This is a genomic window from Rhodococcus globerulus (assembly GCF_019334125.1).
GTDB lineage: Bacteria > Actinomycetota > Actinomycetes > Mycobacteriales > Mycobacteriaceae > Rhodococcus_F > Rhodococcus_F globerula.
Map to the genome: position 1 here is coordinate 3,302,788 of NZ_CP079698.1, position 14,806 is coordinate 3,317,593.

At 59.6% G+C, this 14,806-nt stretch carries 13 protein-coding genes; 4 read left to right on the plus strand and 9 right to left on the minus strand.

Annotation, left to right across the window (positions count from 1 at the left end):
* Nucleotides 1-150: 150 nt before the first annotated feature.
* Together KYT97_RS14920 and KYT97_RS14925 are read right to left on the minus strand one after the other, a co-directional pair.
* Complete coding sequence (locus KYT97_RS14920) at nucleotides 151-447, minus strand: putative quinol monooxygenase (RefSeq protein ID WP_033237388.1); 297 nt, start codon at nucleotides 445-447, stop codon at nucleotides 151-153.
* A 185-nt stretch (nucleotides 448-632) separates the two neighbouring features.
* Entirely contained in the window at nucleotides 633-1,625 is a 993-nt protein-coding gene (locus KYT97_RS14925) for a cyclase family protein (RefSeq protein WP_172937663.1), read from the minus strand.
* A gap of 494 nt (nucleotides 1,626-2,119) precedes the next feature.
* On the opposite strand from KYT97_RS14925, the gene KYT97_RS14930 reads away from it, so the two are divergent.
* Nucleotides 2,120-2,902, plus strand: a complete 783-nt coding sequence (locus tag KYT97_RS14930) for an enoyl-CoA hydratase/isomerase family protein (protein WP_092805074.1) — start codon at nucleotides 2,120-2,122, stop codon at nucleotides 2,900-2,902.
* Nucleotides 2,903-2,922: 20 nt separating this feature from the next.
* Here the strand turns inward: KYT97_RS14930 and KYT97_RS14935 are convergent, their stop codons facing one another.
* The 6 genes from KYT97_RS14935 to KYT97_RS14960 form a co-directional block, all read right to left on the minus strand.
* Complete coding sequence (locus KYT97_RS14935) at nucleotides 2,923-3,855, minus strand: ABC transporter permease (RefSeq protein ID WP_219112725.1); 933 nt, start codon at nucleotides 3,853-3,855, stop codon at nucleotides 2,923-2,925.
* A gap of 27 nt (nucleotides 3,856-3,882) precedes the next feature.
* Complete coding sequence (locus KYT97_RS14940; protein ID WP_033237386.1) at nucleotides 3,883-4,824, minus strand: ABC transporter permease; 942 nt, start codon at nucleotides 4,822-4,824, stop codon at nucleotides 3,883-3,885.
* Nucleotides 4,824-5,651: an ABC transporter ATP-binding protein gene (locus KYT97_RS14945; protein ID WP_051730853.1), complete on the minus strand. Its 828-nt coding sequence runs from the start codon at nucleotides 5,649-5,651 to the stop codon at nucleotides 4,824-4,826. The genes KYT97_RS14940 and KYT97_RS14945 overlap by 1 nt, the downstream gene beginning before the upstream one ends.
* A complete protein-coding gene (locus tag KYT97_RS14950; protein WP_051730854.1) occupies nucleotides 5,648-6,679 on the minus strand; it encodes an ABC transporter ATP-binding protein in 1,032 nt (343 codons plus the stop codon). Before KYT97_RS14950 ends, KYT97_RS14945 begins: the two co-directional genes overlap by 4 nt.
* A gap of 92 nt (nucleotides 6,680-6,771) precedes the next feature.
* A complete protein-coding gene (locus tag KYT97_RS14955; RefSeq protein ID WP_051730855.1) occupies nucleotides 6,772-8,361 on the minus strand; it encodes an ABC transporter substrate-binding protein in 1,590 nt (529 codons plus the stop codon).
* A 44-nt stretch (nucleotides 8,362-8,405) separates the two neighbouring features.
* Nucleotides 8,406-9,590, minus strand: a complete 1,185-nt coding sequence (locus KYT97_RS14960) for an amidohydrolase family protein (protein ID WP_033237423.1) — start codon at nucleotides 9,588-9,590, stop codon at nucleotides 8,406-8,408.
* A gap of 485 nt (nucleotides 9,591-10,075) precedes the next feature.
* Here KYT97_RS14960 and KYT97_RS14965 point away from each other — a divergent pair, with 485 nt between their 5' ends.
* The 3 genes from KYT97_RS14965 to KYT97_RS14975 are packed head-to-tail and all read left to right on the plus strand — an operon-like array spanning nucleotide 10,076 to nucleotide 12,771.
* On the plus strand, nucleotides 10,076-10,960 hold the full coding sequence (locus KYT97_RS14965; RefSeq protein ID WP_051730822.1) for an NAD(P)-dependent oxidoreductase: 885 nt from the start codon (nucleotides 10,076-10,078) through the stop codon (nucleotides 10,958-10,960).
* 51 nt (nucleotides 10,961-11,011) lie between these two features.
* Nucleotides 11,012-11,866 (plus strand): sugar phosphate isomerase/epimerase family protein, encoded by an 855-nt coding sequence (locus tag KYT97_RS14970; protein WP_033237246.1) that lies wholly within the window; start codon nucleotides 11,012-11,014, stop codon nucleotides 11,864-11,866.
* A gap of 56 nt (nucleotides 11,867-11,922) precedes the next feature.
* Nucleotides 11,923-12,771 (plus strand): sugar phosphate isomerase/epimerase family protein, encoded by an 849-nt coding sequence (locus KYT97_RS14975; RefSeq protein WP_072782903.1) that lies wholly within the window; start codon nucleotides 11,923-11,925, stop codon nucleotides 12,769-12,771.
* A 223-nt stretch (nucleotides 12,772-12,994) separates the two neighbouring features.
* On the opposite strand, the gene KYT97_RS14980 is transcribed toward KYT97_RS14975, so the two are convergent.
* Nucleotides 12,995-14,617: a flavin-containing monooxygenase gene (locus tag KYT97_RS14980; RefSeq protein ID WP_219112727.1), complete on the minus strand. Its 1,623-nt coding sequence runs from the start codon at nucleotides 14,615-14,617 to the stop codon at nucleotides 12,995-12,997.
* Nucleotides 14,618-14,806 lie beyond the last annotated feature (189 nt).

The window sequence follows — 14,806 nt, forward strand, 5'->3', positions numbered from 1 at the left end:
ATAACTGACAAGCTGCGTGGGGGGTCGAAGAAAGCCGACGCCGAACTGCATCCCCTACTGCCGAAGGTGCTCGCGTAAGGGCAACAAGTATGGGGCGTGCTCTTCGGCACTGTTCACGAAGGACACGCCCCATCTGGACAAACAAATAGGTCAGATCGCAGAGTCGAGTGTGTACTTGGCCAGTCCTGGCGCCCCTGCGAGAAGCGGTCCCAAATCCTTGATCATGCCTGGGCCGGCGCGCCATTCGCGGTATGCGGCATCCGCCTCGGCAGTAGACCATTTCTCGAAACACAGCCAGTGCGTTTCGTCGTCGGCATCAATCAATACGTCGACACCTTCGCAACCTTCGAAAGCACGGGTCTCAGTCAAGATTCGTCCCACCACCTCGCGTGCGGTAGCAAGACTCTCTTTCTTGAGTCGCAGGTCCAGAATCGCGGAAATCGTCACAGAAAACTCCTTGTTCTCAGGGGGTGAATTCGAATCATTCAGGAGCACCCACGTTTTCCAGGGTGCACAACTCCAAGGTGCACAACGCACGTCCGACAGACTTCAGACTGTCGAAAGCACACTCTCGGACAAACTGTTGATGTCCGAGAGTGTGCCGAACCGATAGCGACAACCTTGTCGAGAGGTCAGTAAAGGAACAACGGATTGATCAGGACACCCGTCGAACGGTGGATGGCAGTCGGAGCCGCTACGACAAGACCTGTCGACGTATTTGTCTGCTTCAACGCCGCCACGGCCGGGCCGAGTAAGCAGTTGTCCACCAGACACAAACCGATCGCATAGATCAGGTTGTGCACTTCCAACGAGCCGGCAGGGTTGTTCCGGGCATCGTGGAAGTCCCACAGCACCAAGCCCGGATCCTTCGATGCGATCCAGACTGCACCGTCCTCACCGATACCTGGGCGCGCCACTGCTGCGGCGCCGCTCGGGTAGATGTTGCCGGCCGCCTCGTAGCGATCGCGCCCCTGGTAGATGATCAGCGCATCGCCAGGCTCGAGGGTGACTCCGGTTGCCGCGAGCGCTGCGTCCAGGTCCTCGCCGGTAACGGGGTGTTCGGCGTCGATCCACTCGACCCCTCGCGCTCCGGCGACATCGAGGACTACACCACGCGTGGCGATTCCATGGTTCGCCCACGCCACCATGGTGTCCTCGTCAGTCAGGGACGCCTCGGCGGGAATCGGCCCGTGCCAAGACCCTTCGGCACCGATGTGCGCCAAACCGTCCATGTGTGTGTTGTGGACTCCATGGGCGTCGTACTTGATCACGTCACCGCCGTGGGCCGAGCGCATACCGCGAACGCCGACCTGTACATCGAGTTCTACTGATCCGTGGCCAGAAGGCATCTCGGCAAGCCCCAGCTTTTCCCACTGCGCTGCCTCGAGTTCCGCCACAGCTCGACCATCGGCAAGGCGGCCGGGGCGGGTTTCCACCTCACGTTCGAGAGAGATGGCTTTCCCGTATCTGACAGCGGAAACGCCGCGCAGGCGGGCCGATTCATCGATGAGGTCCACGGAACCGCGGCACTGCACACCGTCCACGTGTCGTGATGAATCGTGCTCGTCCTTGATCTTACGGAGCCACGGGGCGAGGGGATCTGTTTCCAGGTCGTCGACTGTCATTCGTTTCTCCATATTCGTTTCCGAGGGGCAGAATCAGCTGATATTCGTTCCGAAGGGCAACGTCAGGCTGACAACGCCCCGATGCAGCGGTTGAGTTGCAGGGACTACTGAATCGAATCATCTTCACACACTGGGTATGTCGATCGGCACATCCGGTCCTGTTGTTCGATTCTGTCATAGATACTCGCCCAAACGAAGAAGTCGAGCGAGGCAATCTCTCCAGACCGAAACTCCGTCGATCACATGGCCAGTCGTAGACACAAAAGGTGTATCAGCTTGAACTGTGCCAGGTTTCGTCCGGAAACCGACTGCCTCGTTACCCAGACGCCATACACCCGTGGGCGACCCAGACATGCCCATTCCGCTAGCCGGAACATCCCGTTGACCAGGCATCCACGATGCAGTTATCTGAACCCCGGCGAACCATGTGCAGGCATCGTGACCTTTCGAAGCCGTCACTGGCCACGACATGGAGAATGCTATACGCTGCATTTATGGTAAATAGCTTGGGCGCCAGCGGTTTACGATTCGAACGTGAAGGCTCGATCGGATGGTGCATCATCGACCGTCCGGCTGCCAGAAATGCGTTGACCTCCGCGATGTACTACGGATTGAAGCGAGCAGTACGCCTCGTGAATTCCGACCCGGAACTGTCGGCATTGATAATCACCGGGGTTGACGACGTATTCGCCCCCGGAGGAGATCTGGGAAGGCGATCGGATCCGGGAGATGCTTTGCCGGAGGGCCTTTCGAGCATCGATATCGTTCCCTTCCTAACCATTCGAGACAGTCGCGCACCCGTCATTTCCGCGGTCAACGGAATCTGCCAGGCCGGTGGACTACTGATTGCAATGATGTCCGATATCGCTGTCGTCAGCGACCGGGCGACATTCCGTGTTCCCGAACTTCTACGAGGCATCCCGGATGCGACTTTCGCTGCAGTCCTGCCGGCACACATCGGAATCGCCGCAGCACGCGACTTGATGTTTTCCGCGCGCAAGTTCGATGCGGCAGAAGCGCTTCGGCTCGGAGTGATCTCCCGAGTTGTGCCACATGAGAACCTTCGGACTGCGGCACTCGAGGCTGCGCGTGAGGTACTGCAGACCGCACCTGTAGCCCGAGCCCAGGTCAAGCGAATGCTCAACGAGCGCTACGGGCAATTCGACTACGAAACCATGTTCGGCGCACTCGACACTTCTCCGGAACCACGTGAGGGAATGCGGGCGTTCATGGAAAAGCGTGACGCGTGCTGGATACCGGCGAATCTGCCGCGATAACGCGGCAGATTCGCCGCTCGTCATTCGTCGTTTGAAATCGAACCCGAACCTTCGAGCGCATCCCGCAAACCGTCACCGAACGTCGAGAATGCCAGGACGGTCAGCACAATCATGATCGCCGGTGCAGCAATCAGCTCCGGAGCTGTGTAGATATTGTCGAAAGCCTCACGCACCATTGAACCCCAGGAAGTCTGTGGCGGCTGAACACCGAGACCGAGAAAACTCAGACTTGCCTCGGCGACAATCGCGACACCCGCCGAGAACGAAAGCTGCACCAGTAAAGGCGAAGCCGCGTTTGGTAACACATGACTCCACAGCAGCCTGCCCTTGCCGCAGCCCAGCGCTCGGGCAGCTTCGATATACGTTTCCGTCGACACCGACTCCGCAGCACCTCGTGCCAACCTGTACAGCGATGGGGCCATAACCAGTCCGATCGCCATCATCGCGTTGGTCAATCCTGGACCGAAAATTCCGATGATCGCAATGGCGAGGATAAGAGGCGGCAAGGACTGCAGGGCATCAGAGATTCTACTGATCAGTCCCCCAGCCCATCCCCGGACAAGTCCCGCGAACAGCCCTGTGGGAATACCGATCACAGCCGCAACTCCCACCGCCTGGACAACCGCGAGCATGGTGACACTTGCCGAGGCGAGCAACCTGCTCATGACGTCACGACCATAGACGTCCGTACCGAGCCAGTGCTCCCCGGAAATTCCGGCCAAACTGTTTCCCAAGTTCTGCGCGTTCGGATCATCGGGCGCAATCATGGTGCCGAAACCCGCGACCAGAAACACCAGCACTAAGAAAACCAGCGAGATCATGGCCGGGATGTTCCTGCGCAGCAGTCGAAGTGGACGTGAAGTCCGCAGTGTGTACATGAAGCGGCTTCGGCTCGAAAATGGTGTCGCGCGCCGCGGGTTATCGGGATCCGCAACAATACCGGTTTCACTCATGAAAATGCCTTTCGACAGCTGACCGGGTCAGGCCCGGGTCCTCGGGTTGAAGTAGCCGTAGGCCATATCGACGATCAGGTTGATGATCACGATGGCAACCGCCATGACCATGACGATGCCGAGGATCACCGGAATATCCCGGCTGAAAACAGAATTCACGGCAAGAGTCCCGAGGCCAGGTAGCGCGAAAACGAACTCGACTGTCACCGCGCCTGCAAATACTCGACTGACCTGTAGACCGAGGACCGTCACGATCGGAACTCCGGCGACCTTGAGGGCGTGCTTCAGCACGATCTGCTTGGTCCGCAGCCCCTTCGCCCGAGCAGTGCGGATGAAATCCTTGGCGAACGTGTCAACCATGGCCGCACGGGTTTGGCGCGCCACTTCCGCAGTGGAAATGGCCGCAATCGCGAGAGCCGGAAGAATCAGGTGTTGAAGCCAAACCCCAAACCCTTCGCTGAGCGGTGCGTACCCAGTCGCCGGAAAAACCGGCGCGGAGATTGCGAGGGCAATGACCAGAACCAAACCGATAATGAACGGTGGGACCGCCATCGCAACCGACGACACAGCCGTCAACGCGCGGTCGAGCATCGAATTGGCACGCATAGCGGCAATGATTCCGATCGGCAGACCGAGCAAGATCACAATTACCATGGTCACGACGGTCAAGGACAGAGTGGTCGGTATCCGATCCGCGAGGATCTGAGTGACGGACTGAGAACTGTAGAGCGAGGTGCCGAAATCACCGGTAATGATGTGACCGAGCCACTCGACGTACCGGATCAGCAGTGGCCGATCCAGACCCAGTTGTTCGCGAACCGAAGCGATTTCGTCCTGCGTTGCGTTGTCACCGGCAAGCCCAGCTGCAGCGTCTCCTGGCATGAAGTCAACCAGCACGTAAACGAAGAAGCTGAGGAACAGCAACAGTGGGATTGCCGAAAGCACCCGTTTTCCCAACAGATTCGCCATTATGACCCTCCCGTCGGTACTGAAACTCTGCGACGACGGTTCCTCGGGTCCGGAACTGCCGAGACCAGCATCTTGGTGTACGAGTGCTGCGGATTCTCGAACAACTCCTCCGCGGTCCCGGCTTCGACTACCTCGCCCCGGTACATAACGATGACGTGGTGGGCGAGATATCGCACGAGGGAGAGATCATGCGAGATGAAAATATAGGCCAAGCCGCGCTCGGCCTGCAGGTCGAGCAGCAGGTTGAGAACTTGAGCTTGGATTGAAACATCCAATGCAGCAACAGGTTCGTCACACACAATGAAGTCGGGATCGAGTGTGAGCGCCCGGGCAATCGCGATCCTCTGAAGCTGACCGCCGGAGAACTCTCGTGGATACTTGTCGAGTTGGTCCTCGCGCATACCGACCCTCTGCAGAATTTCCACGACACGCCGATCACGCTCTGCCCCAGCGATTCCGAAGTGGATCGACAACGGTTCGCCCACCGCGTTGCGAATCGTCATATGCGGATCGAGCGAGCTGAACGGATCCTGAAAGATCATCTGCGCGCGCCGCCGAAAGGACAGCAAATCCTTGCCCTTGAACTTACGGACATCGTGTCCGTCGAACCGGATCGTGCCGGAGTCGGGTTCGATCAAACGCAGAACCTGACGTCCGATCGTCGACTTCCCCGCTCCGGATTCGCCCACAATGCCGAGCGTTTCACCACGTTCCAGGGTAAAACTCACATCGTTGGTCACCACGGACCGCTCTCTCACGCGACCGAGAAAGTCTCTCTTGACCGGATACGACTTGCGTAGTCCGGAGACCTCCAATAACGGACTCATCCGGTAAGTCCCTTCAGATTCAGTTCGCCCTCACGCACGCAACGTACTGACCGATTGCGAGCGATGTCGTGCAGTATTATCGGTTCCGAATCGCATCGACCAGCATCTGCGTAGTTGCAACGATCCTGGAACCGGCACGTTTGCGGCCAGTCCCATGGAGCTGGAACTGCACCCGGAATCGACGACAGACGTATACCTTTGGCCCTCGGGTCGGGAATTGCTGCCAGCAGACCCTCCGAGTACGGATGGCGTGGGTCGTCGAACAGGTCATCGATCAAGGTCGATTCGACAACCTGCCCCGCATACATCACCGCCACTCGGTCGCACATCTCGGCAACGACCCCCAAATCGTGAGTGATGAACAGAATCGATACGTCGAACTCGTGTTGCAGATCCTTCATCAATCGCAACATCTCTTTCTGCACCGTCACGTCCAGCGCGGTCGTGGGTTCGTCCGCAATGAGCAGTTTCGGTCGACATACCATTGCGATTGCCAACATGACGCGCTGACACATGCCACCGGAGAACTCGTGCGGGTATGCCTTTGCCCGATTGCGTGCATCGGGAATACCGACCGCGTCGAGCATCTCGACAGCGCGGGCAAACGAGTCCTTCTTCGACAAACCTTGGTGACGACGGACAACCTCGGCGATCTGATCCCCGACAGTGAATGCCGGAGACAGACTTCGCCTTGGTTCTTGAAAGACCATCGATACGTCGACCCCACGAATGCCGGACAACTCCGACTCCGACAACCCCACCACCTCACGGCCGGCGATACGGATCGATCCAGTTACCCGACAACCCTGGGAAGGCAGTAATCCCATTGCAGCCAAGGAAGTTACGGTTTTCCCGGATCCGGATTCACCCACCAGCCCGACCGTCGTGCCGGGTGCTACTCGCAAGGACACGTCGTCGACGACTCGAGTCCAGCCGCGATCGGTATCGAAGTCGACCGAGAGATTCTCGATCCGCAGGATATCGCTGTCCGTCGCGTCGAGCGACGACAACGGTAGATCAGTTGCCATGGACAGGATCTCCTAGCGTCAGGTAGTGGACGGCGACAACGGGCGCACCGCCCAAACTGGATATGAGTGAGACTTCGACTATTCGCGCAGAATCATTTCGCGACACCGACGTAGCGCAGGTCCATCACCCCGGTGTAATGCGAAACGCCCATATTCGAAGCACCGATTACATTGTCTGCGAAGGCAAACTGTGTACTTACAGCACAGAGGAAGACGTCGAAAGCGTTCTCGACCGCAACGGCTGATGTCGCTTCGAGAGCAGCAGTACGGTCTACCTCGGACACGTTGGGATCAAACGCCGGCGCCAATGAGTTCTTGAACTCCGCGGGAAGTGTTCCCGGAAAAAGGCGTGGGACTGTGTAGTTGCGGTTGAGGAACTGTGCAGAACTCGGATCGCCAACTCGCACACTGACGATGGACGGTTGTGCCTTCGCTGCAAACTGAGCAGTCATGTCGACCAGATCCACCGGCTTGGCATTCATCGTGACACCGACTTCGGCGAACTGCGCTTGCAGGGCCGACGCGATCTCGTCCTGCGGCGAAAGTCCCGCACCGAGAAGCGTATTGAATGTGAGACCGTTGACCCCTGCCTCCGCGAGCAAAGCCCGCGCCCGATCCGGATCGTAGGTGTAATCGATCGGCGGATCCGAAAGGTGCCCGTCCGCGCCGACCGAAAGCGGTTGGCCGGAGACCTGGCACTGATTGTTGAGCAACGACGAGTTGATACCTTCCCGGTCAACGGCAAAGTTCAGCGCTTGACGCACCCGCACATCCGAGAACTCCGGGCTGTCGATATTCATGGCCATCGTGTACAGCTGTGCAGGCGGATAAGAAAAGAACCCGTATCCAGATCCGAGCGCCGATGCCTGCGGGTACTGACCGATCTTGGATATCATCAGATCGATCTGACCTGATCGCAGCGCGTTCAGTCGAGCATTGTCGTCGACGATGCCGGTGATCGTGATCGTCTTGGACAACTGTGCTGCAGGATCCCAGTACCCCTCCCGACGCTCGTATGTCACCGAATCACCTATCCGGACCGAGGTCGCGACGTACGGACCCGAACCCACCGGATTGATGTCCAGATCCGGATTGTCGAGAGCCTTCGGACTGATCAATGCCGCTTCCACACCGGAGAGCACAAACGGCAAATCTGCGGCGGGTCGGGTAGCGATGACCTTTACCCGGTTCGGATCGACCACCTCTACCGAATCGATCATCGAAAAGGTTGACGCCACAGTCGATCCCGCCGCCGTCTTCGCATGATCAAGCGTTGCCTTGACTGCGGCGGCATCGAGAACTTCACCATCGGTGAAAGTGATCCCGTCACGCAATGTGAAGACGACCTCACGGCCGTCCTCGGAAAACTCCCACTCGGTCGCAACCATCGGAGCTATCGCGAGAGACCCATCCTCGTCGACCATTTGGGTGAGCCTGTCGTACACCGGAGTCAGATACGGGTACGCGGCCGGCGCAGACGGCATCTTGTGCGGGTTCAGCGCCGGTGTCGCCACAGTGTGGCCGACCCGGAGATGTCCGTTCGGATCGGCGTCAGCGGCCGCTGCGCCGACGGCACCACCTAACGCCGGGGACGAATTGCCGGCACTTCCACTGCCACAGGCGGAAAGCACCAGGCTAAGAGCGGCAATGGCAACGCCGATACGTACGGAACGTGTGATCACTATCTTGGTGTTCCTCTCGATTGGGTTAGGTACGCGGCAGTGGTTTAGGTACGGGGAAAGTGCAGCAGGGCACGGGCATTGGTTTCGACCATCTTCTCGACTTCGTCATCGGGAACATCGATCATCGCGTCGTGTACTTTCTTGCGACTGTTCGGCCAGTTCGAATCCGAGTGCGGGTAGTCACCCTCCCAGGTGATGTTGTCGATACCGACGTCGTGACGGTTCTTGATACCGAAGTTGTCCTCGATGAAACAACCGAAGAGGTGCTTGGAGAACAATTCCGACGGACGCACTGTTTGGTTGATGTTCTGGTAGAACCGGTGCTTCTCCCACGTCTGATCCATCCGTTCGAGCATGTACGGAACCCAGCCGATCCCGCCCTCGGAGAGCAGGAACTTCAGTGTCGGATGGCGATGGAAAACCGGGGAGAACAACAGATCGGCGGTCGCGTACATCGAGTTGCACCCGAAGAGTGCCGTCATCACGGCCATCGGGGCTTCGGGGGCGGTGATCGGGGCCTTACCCGAGGTGCCGAAGTGCACGGTCAACGGGATGTCGACATCCTCACACGCCGAGAACAGCGGATCCCAGTGATCGGTGTGGAACGACGGAAGTCCTAGCGGTACAGGATTTTCGGGGAAGGAAATCGCTTTTGCGCCCTTGGCTGCGGTGCGGTAGACCTCTTTGACGCATTCCTCCACCGACCACAGCGGCAGGATCACCAGCGGGATCAACCGGTCCGGGGCGCTCGCGCACCATTCGTCGATGTGGTAATCGTTCCAGGCCTTGACCGAGAGCAACGCCAACTCCCGGTCCTTGCCTTCGAGGAAGACCGTTCCGGCGAACCGGGGGAACGAAGGAAAGGACAGTCCGGCTTGGACGCCGTCGATATCCATGTCCAGCACACGGGCTTTCGGGTCGAAGCAGCCGGCGATCATGTCCTCGTACCGGGTGGGCTCGGCGCCGTACTCCTCGGGTTTCTTCCCAGCCACCGCGTTGAGTCCGATGTACGGGTAGACACGGTCTTCGTAGATCCACACTTCGGCGAGTTTGGTGCCGGCATCACCGCGGGCGCCGTCACCGGCGTGCACCGATCGCGGCATCACCTTCTCGATGATCCGGGGTCCGGCGTCGAGGAACTTCTTCGGCAGACGATCCGACCAGAGCTTCGGATGCTCGATCAGGTGATCGTCGGTGGAAATCAGATGCATGTGGTTCTGCAGGGGCATGAGTCCTCCGGGGGTACCCTCAACGCACGCGAAAGGGATAACTTGTTTACCTATGTGGACGATAGCACGCACTGTTGTCCACGTCACTACGGCATGTTCGAACCAAAATGTCGCGGCGGAAGTGCCATTGCGACAGCATGTCCCGGCACCGTTGCCTGAACTCCTATCGAGCATCACCCGTCAGCCACCTAGAAAAAGTGAACTGCTTCACCTTTAGCTTATGTAGTGATGCAAGCAACATGGTATGACTAGTTAACCTAATTTGCCTTCTCGAGTTGCCACAAATTCGAGATGACTGTCTCTCTCCGGCTTGCCGGATCCGCGATACGCGAGACACCTGAGCAACGACGGCGAGCCTTGCTCGGAACCGCTGGTCGAAGATCACCGGTCCGAGTTCACAAAGCACAGAGGAGATCGGACATGCAACAACTGAAGGCGAACGACCTGTCGGGCCCCGAATCCATGACTGTTGCATTGAGCCCGCGATGAAGATCGGATTCATCGGAGCGGGCAGAATGGGCGGGCCGATCGTCGAACGCTTGATCGCTGCCGGGAACGACGTCACTGTTCTGACTCGAGGATCCGAAACACGATCCACCGCAAAGGCCAAGGGGTGGAACACCTCCGACACAATCGAGCAAACAGTGCAGTCCGCCGAGTTGGTCATCAGCATCGTACTCAACGACGAGCAGGTGCAGGCCGCGCTGCTGGGATCGGGTGGCGCCGTCGCGGCCATGGCACCCGGTGCAATCCTGGTGCAGCACACCACCTGCGATCCCGACACAGCAGTCATGGTTGCCGACGCAGGGGCTGAACGGGGCGTGCACGTGCTTGACGCTGCCGTCTCCGGCAGCCCACAAGACACGGCTGCCGGTCGCCTCACGCTCTGGGTGGGAGGCGATGAATACGTACTCGACAGCGTCCGCCCCGTGCTCGAGTCCTATGGCTCCCCGGTGATGCACGTCGGTCCGATCGGTCATGGTCAGCGCGTCAAACTCGTCAACAATGCGCTCTTCGTCGCGCAGATCGGGCTCGCCGTCGACGCCGTGCGCCTCGCTGCGGCCGTCGGAATCGGTGAGGCAGAGATCCTGGCCGCCATCCAGCACGGCAGTGGCGACAGTCGAGCGCTGAGCAGCCTCGCCTGGATTGGGGTCGACGCCGTCGGCATCCGGCTCGCAGAGCTCATGCTCAAGGATGTAGATGTCATACGGCAGATCGCCGACCGGACCGGAGCTGATCTGGGACTGATCGGAGAAGTGCTTTCCTCAGAGTTGGTCGAACGCGAAGTGCTGTACTCGGGCGCGCCGCCGAACCGCGAGCTCATCGAGCAGACACCACTGACCCCAGGCTCGATGAAGCCGTCGATGTGAACACCACGCGGCCGATACCGCCACGCTTGCCGGCGCTCTGGAAGGACACTCATGACTGAAATCGGAATCGAGTACCAAACCGTCCTAGGCCTACCACCAGTGGACTTCGTCCACCTGGCAGCAGATCTCGGCTGCCACCACATCTCGATGAAGGTGGCCGGCGGCGGCGGACCGTACAACCCATACGGCCACCCGACGTATTCCATGCTCGACGACGTGGCTTTGCGTCGGCGTTTCATCGCAGCGATGCAGGATCGCGACGTGTCGATCTCACTGGGTGAAGGGTTTGTCGTCCAGCCGTTCCACGACCTTCGTGATGAAGATGCGAACCTGGATGTGATGGCCGAACTCGGGGTAACCCGGGTCAACGCCGTGACAATGGACCCTGACCTGCCGCGCAGCTTCGACCAACTGGCTACGTTCGTAGAGATGGCAGCCGGCCGAGGAATGACCACAACGATGGAATTCGCGAAGTCGCTCACCGTTCCCGACCTACCGACAGCGCTGCAGGCCGTCGGACACGTCGGCCGTCCGGACTTCAGTCTGCTCGTCGACACGATGCACTCCTCCCGATCCGGCCACGGCGCGGAAGATCTCATAATGCTCGACCACGAATATGTCGGCTACATCCAGCTCAGCGACAACACACTCGCGCAGCGAAACCCGGTGTATCGGGACGACTCGATCGATCGTTGTGTTCCCGGTCAGGGTGAACTGCCGGTGGTGGAGATAGTGGCAGCGCTTCCACCTGTCCCCGTGATCGGCGTCGAAGCTCCGATGCGGTCGTTGGCTGTTGCGGGCACCTCGGCGCAAGAGTGCGCGCGTCTTGCCGTTATCGGGGCGCGGAACGTGCTTCACGCCGCCGACGAGATCCGGCGGGTGCGCGCTCTCGGTTGCCACACGTGACACCCGATCCCCGTTCCTGAAGCCGGGCGAGACCGGTCATGACAGAAGGCAGAACAATGAACACCAAGAGCGATTACAACACCGCCACGACCGACCGAGCGCACCCGCGAGTGTCCGTGAGCGGCCTGTGCTTCCCGACTTTGTCGGCGATCGACGCGATCGAGGCGATCGGCGAACTCGGCGTCTCGAAGACGTCCATGACGTCGGCAAAGATCCGGGAAAGTGGTGTTGACGCAGTCGCAACGGCGAGCCGCAGACACGGGGTCAGCATGGTCACGACCACCGCTCTCCTGCGCTTCGATCTGACGCCCGGCGCCGATATCGAGGGTCAGATCGACGGGGCGCGCGCCGACATCGACCAGGCGGCAGCGGTCGGTGCCGGCTCCGTCTATACCCTGACCGGACGCCGCGCCTTCGCCGACTGGGATGCCAATGCGGCCGCATACGCCGAAGCCACGTCAGACCTCGTCCAGTACGCCGCCGACAAGGGCATCGCTGTAGCCGTAGAACCGACGAACTGGCTCTACGCCGACCTCAACTTCGTGCACAGCTTCCACGACGCGCTCCTGCTGGGCGTGCGCACCGGAATGGGCGTGTGCCTCGACCTCTTCCATGTCTGGACCGAGGCCGAGTTACTCGACGACATCCGCAAGAACATCGAACTCGTCTCGCACGTCCAGCTCAGCAACATGAGTGCCGGCATGCGATCGCTGCCCTGCCGGGATGTCCCCGGCGCCGGGGACATCCCGATCCGGCACATCGTGAAGGAACTGCTGGACTCCGGGTACACGGGAACCTTCGACCTGGAACTCAGTGGTCCGAGTATCGACGATCGCGGACACCGAGAAGCTGCCGCAGAGTCCGTCGCATGGCTCGGTGAACTACTGACCGAGCTGGGCGCCTAGCCGACCTCGTGGTCATCGACGGAATCCGCTGAGGGTCCGGACGAGCCCTCCGGGACCATGACTCTCCGATCACGTTGTCGCGGATCGATTTTCAGTTCCCGAATCGACACGAGGATCGACGTCACGTTCCCTGGCTCGACGCCACGCGTGGGTCGGCACCTCCCGAAGGGGAGGCGCCGACTTTCCACGAGCCGAAAGGCCGGCACCACCGATCGCGTGATCGTCAGACGCCGACCCGAACCGAAGAGGAAAGCGCACCGCCGAAATCATGTGTGGCGGATACCCCGTCGAGGATCTCGTGTAGCTTTGCTCGCCCACCGGGGTTGAGCAGGAATTTGCGAGCCTTCCCTTCGACGTTCGCACCGTAGTAGTGACTGTGCTCGGCGGAGAAAATCGAGAGCGGCGCGAGAGTCTCGACCATCGTCATCCACGTTTCCTGGTGAGCTGCAGTCGGTTCGAACCGATCGAACCCGTGCTCACGCGCATAGATCAACGTCTTCATAATCCAATCGACCTGATCCTGCGAGTAGCGGGGGTAGTTGCCGCCGCCTGCGCCGTGCGGACCGCCTGGGAAGAAGAAGTTCGGCATGTGGTGTGCACTGAACCCCCCGAAGTCGGACGGTCCGTCTACCCAATCCACGCTGAGGTCAAGGCCGCCATGGCCTTTCACGCCCATTCTCGTGAGGGCACCGGTTCCGAAATCGAATCCGGTCGCGTAGACGATGATGTCGTAATCGCGGTGCTGCTCGGTGGTTTCGATGCCCCTGGCATCGATGCGGACGATCGGTGTCTCCCGGAGCGCGATGAGCGAGGCGCTCGGCTTGTTGAACGACTCGAAATAGTCCGCGACAAAAGGCGGACGCTTCGCACCGAAGAGCTGATCCTTCGGAATGAGACGCTCGGCCGTTTCCGGGTCGTCTACGATCTTTCGGATCTTGTCCGCGAGAAATTCGCAAAACTCCAGATTGACCTCGCGATTCGTCGTCATGTCGTAATAATTCGCTGTCAACTTGGCGAAACCTGGACTCTTCCAGATCTTCTCGTAGAAGGCTTGCCTCTCCTCCGGCGAGTCGTCAGTCGAGAACTTTCCCGCCGGCTCATGCAGGAAGCCGGAAGGGCTCGTGTTCAAGACGGTGGCAATCTCGTCGAAGTTATCGCTGAGCCATTGCCACCGCTCATCCTCGATCGGCGCGTTATTCAGAGGCGTCGTCCACGTCGGCGTGCGCTGATAGAGGTCGACTGCTTCTACAACGTCGACAATCGCGGGCAGGAGCTGCGCGCCACTCGGCCCGTTGCCGATGATCGCGACGCGCTTGCCACTGAAGTCGAGCGGAGTGTGCGGCCACGCGCCGGTATGATGGGCCTCCCCCTGAAAGCTGTTCAGCCCGTCGATGTCCGGGTAGTTGGGAACCGAGAGACCGCCGGTTGCGGAAATGACCCAACGTGCGCGCAACGTGTCACCCTGCGCAGTCGTCACGACCCACACGTTGTCGGCCTCATCCCACAGCGCGGAAACGACTCGCGCTCCGGTGCGGATATGTCGGCGCAGCTCGAAGCGATCCACGACATGGTTGAGGTAGCTCTCGATTTCGGGCTGCGTCGCGAACTCTTCCGACCAACGCCACTCGTCGAAGAGCTCCTTGGAGAAGATGTAACCGTAGGTGTAGCTCTCCGAATCGAATCGCGCTGCGGGGTAACGATTCCAGTACCACACCCCGCCGACGCCGTCGCCGGCCTCCAGCGTCACGGCACTGAAACCGGCTTCGACCGCCCGATAGAGAGCGTAGATGCCGACCACTCCGGCACCGATCACCAACACGTCAACGTCGGCTTTATCGTCAGACATCATCGCCATTCGACTTACTCCCATTCGATTCCGTCCATATTTCACTTGCCACTAGATAAGCACATCTGCTCAAAAGCTCCAAGCAATTCCTCGTATGCTCACATTTAACCTGGGTTTTCGAGCTAGCATGTGATCTCATTACATGAGCGATCATGGTGAAAATTTGGTCGATTCAGTTCAAAGGAGAAT